The sequence below is a fragment of the Dietzia maris genome (assembly GCF_014144855.1).
Lineage (GTDB): Bacteria > Actinomycetota > Actinomycetes > Mycobacteriales > Mycobacteriaceae > Dietzia > Dietzia kunjamensis.
On the sequence record NZ_JAALDN010000103.1, the window covers coordinates 1 to 2,672 of the forward strand.

Genomic DNA, 2,672 nt, shown 5'->3' on the forward strand with positions numbered 1-2,672 from the left:
TGGTCATGGAGACCGGTGGCCTGCCCGTCACCGTCGCCGAATCCCATCGGGCCCTCTACCACGCGGCCCTCGCGCACGGCGCCAACCACCTCGTCACCCTCGTCAACGACGCCGCCGAGGCGCTCGCCGCGTCGTTCGCCGTCCTGCCCGGGGGCGGAGTCGAGGGCGATCCCGACGGCATGCTCGGGCAGGACGCGGAGGCGCTCGCGCGCCGCACCCTGGAGCCGCTCCTGCGGGCCGCCCTCGACAACGTCCTGGCCTCCGGGGACTCGGCCCTGACCGGTCCGGTGATGCGCGGTGACGCCGTCACGGTCTCCCGCCACCTCGATGCCCTCGAGGACGTCGACGGGGGAATCGCCGCCGGCTACCGGGCGCTCGCGTTGCGCACCGCCGACCGCGTCGGGGCCGGAGCCGACGTGACCGACCTCTTGGCCCCCGACCTCACGGAGCAGCTTCGATGACCCCCGCCACCTTCGCGGTCCGGACCGCGGTCCCCGGTCGCCCGAACACCGGATACAACCGGGGTGAGCTGACCATCCACCACGACCCGTCCTCGCTGCGCGCGGTCACCGAGTCGCTGCGCAAGGTCGGCAAGCAGATCACGTTCGTCCCCACCATGGGCGCCCTCCACGAGGGGCATCTCGCGCTGGTCGAGGCGGCCCGCCGCACGCCGGGGTCGGTCGTGGTGGTGTCGATCTTCGTCAACCCGCTGCAGTTCGGGCCCGGCGAGGACCTCGATGCCTACCCACGCACCCTCGACGAGGACGTGGCCCGGCTCGCCGACGCCGGCGTGGAACTCGTCTTCGCGCCCAGCGCGGCCACAATGTACCCGGACGGCCCCCGCACGACGGTGCAGCCCGGCCCGACCGGTGAGATCCTCGACGGGGCCGCGCGACCCGGCCACTTCGCCGGGATGCTCACCGTGGTGAACAAGTTGTTCAACATCGTCTCCCCCCACCAGGCGTTCTTCGGGGAGAAGGACTACCAGCAGTTGGTGCTCATCCGCCAGATGGTGGCGGACCTGGACATGGACGTGCGTGTGGTCGGCGTCCCGACCATCCGGGAGTCGGACGGGCTGGCGATGAGCTCCCGCAACCGCTACCTGTCCGCCGAGGAGCGGGAACTGGCCACCGTCCTCAACGCCGCCCTCGTGGCGGGGACGTTCGCCGCGAAGGGCGGGCGCCGGGCCGTCGTCGACGCCGCCCGCGCGGTCCTGGACGAGCGGCCGCAGATCACGATCGACTACCTCGAGCTGCGCGCCGGGGACCTCGGGGAACCGCCGGAGGAGGGTCCCGGCAGGCTCCTCGTCGCGGCCCGCATCGGGACCACCAGACTCATCGACAACGTCGGCGTGGCGATCGGCACCGGCTTCGTCGCCGCCGCCGAGGCCACCGTCGCCGCCCAACAGGCCGAGATGGCCCGAGACCTCGAGGAAGGCCAGTAGATGCAGCGCACCATGCTCCACTCCAAGATCCACCGTGCCACCGTCACCCAGGCCGACCTGCACTACGTCGGCTCCTGCACGATCGACGCCGACCTCATGGACGCCGCCGACCTGCTCGAGGGCCAGCAGATCGACATCGTCGACATCGACAACGGCGCCCGCCTGACCACCTACGCCATCACCGGCGAGCGCGGCTCCGGCGTGATCAGCATCAACGGCGCCGCCGCCCACCTCGTGCACCCCGGCGACCTGGTCATCATCATCGCCTACGCCCAGATGTCCGACGCCGAGGCGCGGGCCTACTCCCCCCGCGTGGTGTTCGTCGACGGCGACAACCGCATGCTCACCGAGGGCACCGACCCCGCGGACGTGCCCGAGGGCTCGGGTCTGAAGAACCCCCGCGTGCCGGAGCCCGCCGCCGTCTAGGCAGCGCGGATAGAAGATGCTGCTCACCGTCGACGTCGGCAACACCCACATCCGGCTCGGCATCTTCCCCCCGGGCGGCGGGCCGCTCGTGCGCACCTGGAGTATGCGCACGTCACCGGCGGTGACCTCGGACGAACTCGCCCTGACCATCCGCGGCCTGCTGGGGGACTGCGCGCAGCAGCTCACCGGAATCTCCGCGATGTCCGTGGTCCCGTCTGTCACCGGGGAACTGCGCCGGATGGCCGCCGACTACTGGCCGGGACTTCCGGCCGTCGTCGTCGCGCCCGGGGTGAAGACCGGGGTGCCGCTCAAGGTCGACAACCCGCGGGAGGTGGGCTCGGACCGCGTGGTCAACGCGTTGGCCGCCCACACGCTGTTCGAGGGGCCCGTCGTCGTCGTCGACGTCGACACGGCGACCACCGTCGACGCCGTCTCCGCCCGCGGCGAGCTGCTCGGTGGGGCGATCGCGCCCGGCATCGACATCTCCGTCGACGCCCTCGCCGAGCGCGCCGCCGCCCTGCGCAAGATCGAGGTCGTGCGGCCGAAGGGAGCCCTGGGCAAGAACACCGTCGCGGCACTTCAGGCCGGCATCGTGATCGGGTTCGCCGGCCAGATCGACGCACTCGTGGACCGGCTGCGCACCGACGTCCCCGAGCTCGCCGACGCCTCCGTCGTCCTCACGGGGCTGCGCGCGGACGTCGTGGCGGAGGAATCCCGGACCATCACCGACGTCGAGCCCGAACTGGCGCTGGAGGGTCTGCGGTTGGTGTTCGAGCGCAATTCCTGAGCTGAGCAGCTCGCC

General features: G+C 72.0%; 4 protein-coding genes. All 4 read left to right on the forward strand.

What is annotated here, in order from left to right; genetic code table 11:
- Positions 1-461, forward strand: a 461-nt coding sequence (locus tag G6024_RS04035) for a DUF2520 domain-containing protein (RefSeq protein ID WP_159148129.1), incomplete at its 5' end; no start/stop codon positions are given.
- The gene (gene panC / locus G6024_RS04040; protein ID WP_069388835.1) at positions 458-1,444 is read left to right on the forward strand and encodes a pantoate--beta-alanine ligase; all 987 of its coding nucleotides are present in this window, start codon (positions 458-460) and stop codon (positions 1,442-1,444) included. The genes G6024_RS04035 and panC, both read left to right, overlap by 4 nt.
- Positions 1,445-1,870 (forward strand): aspartate 1-decarboxylase, encoded by a 426-nt coding sequence (gene panD / locus G6024_RS04045; protein WP_067711586.1) that lies wholly within the window; start codon positions 1,445-1,447, stop codon positions 1,868-1,870.
- A gap of 16 nt (positions 1,871-1,886) precedes the next feature.
- Complete coding sequence (locus G6024_RS04050) at positions 1,887-2,657, forward strand: type III pantothenate kinase (RefSeq protein WP_067711588.1); 771 nt, start codon at positions 1,887-1,889, stop codon at positions 2,655-2,657.
- Positions 2,658-2,672: the final 15 nt, after the last annotated feature.

Coding starts and splice junctions, on each gene's coding strand:
- panC (WP_069388835.1), top strand. CDS start 458: ATGACCCCCGCCACCTTCGCGGTCCGGACCGCGGTCCCCGGTCGCCCG.
- panD (WP_067711586.1), top strand. CDS start 1,445: ATGCAGCGCACCATGCTCCACTCCAAGATCCACCGTGCCACCGTCACC.
- G6024_RS04050 (WP_067711588.1), top strand. CDS start 1,887: ATGCTGCTCACCGTCGACGTCGGCAACACCCACATCCGGCTCGGCATC.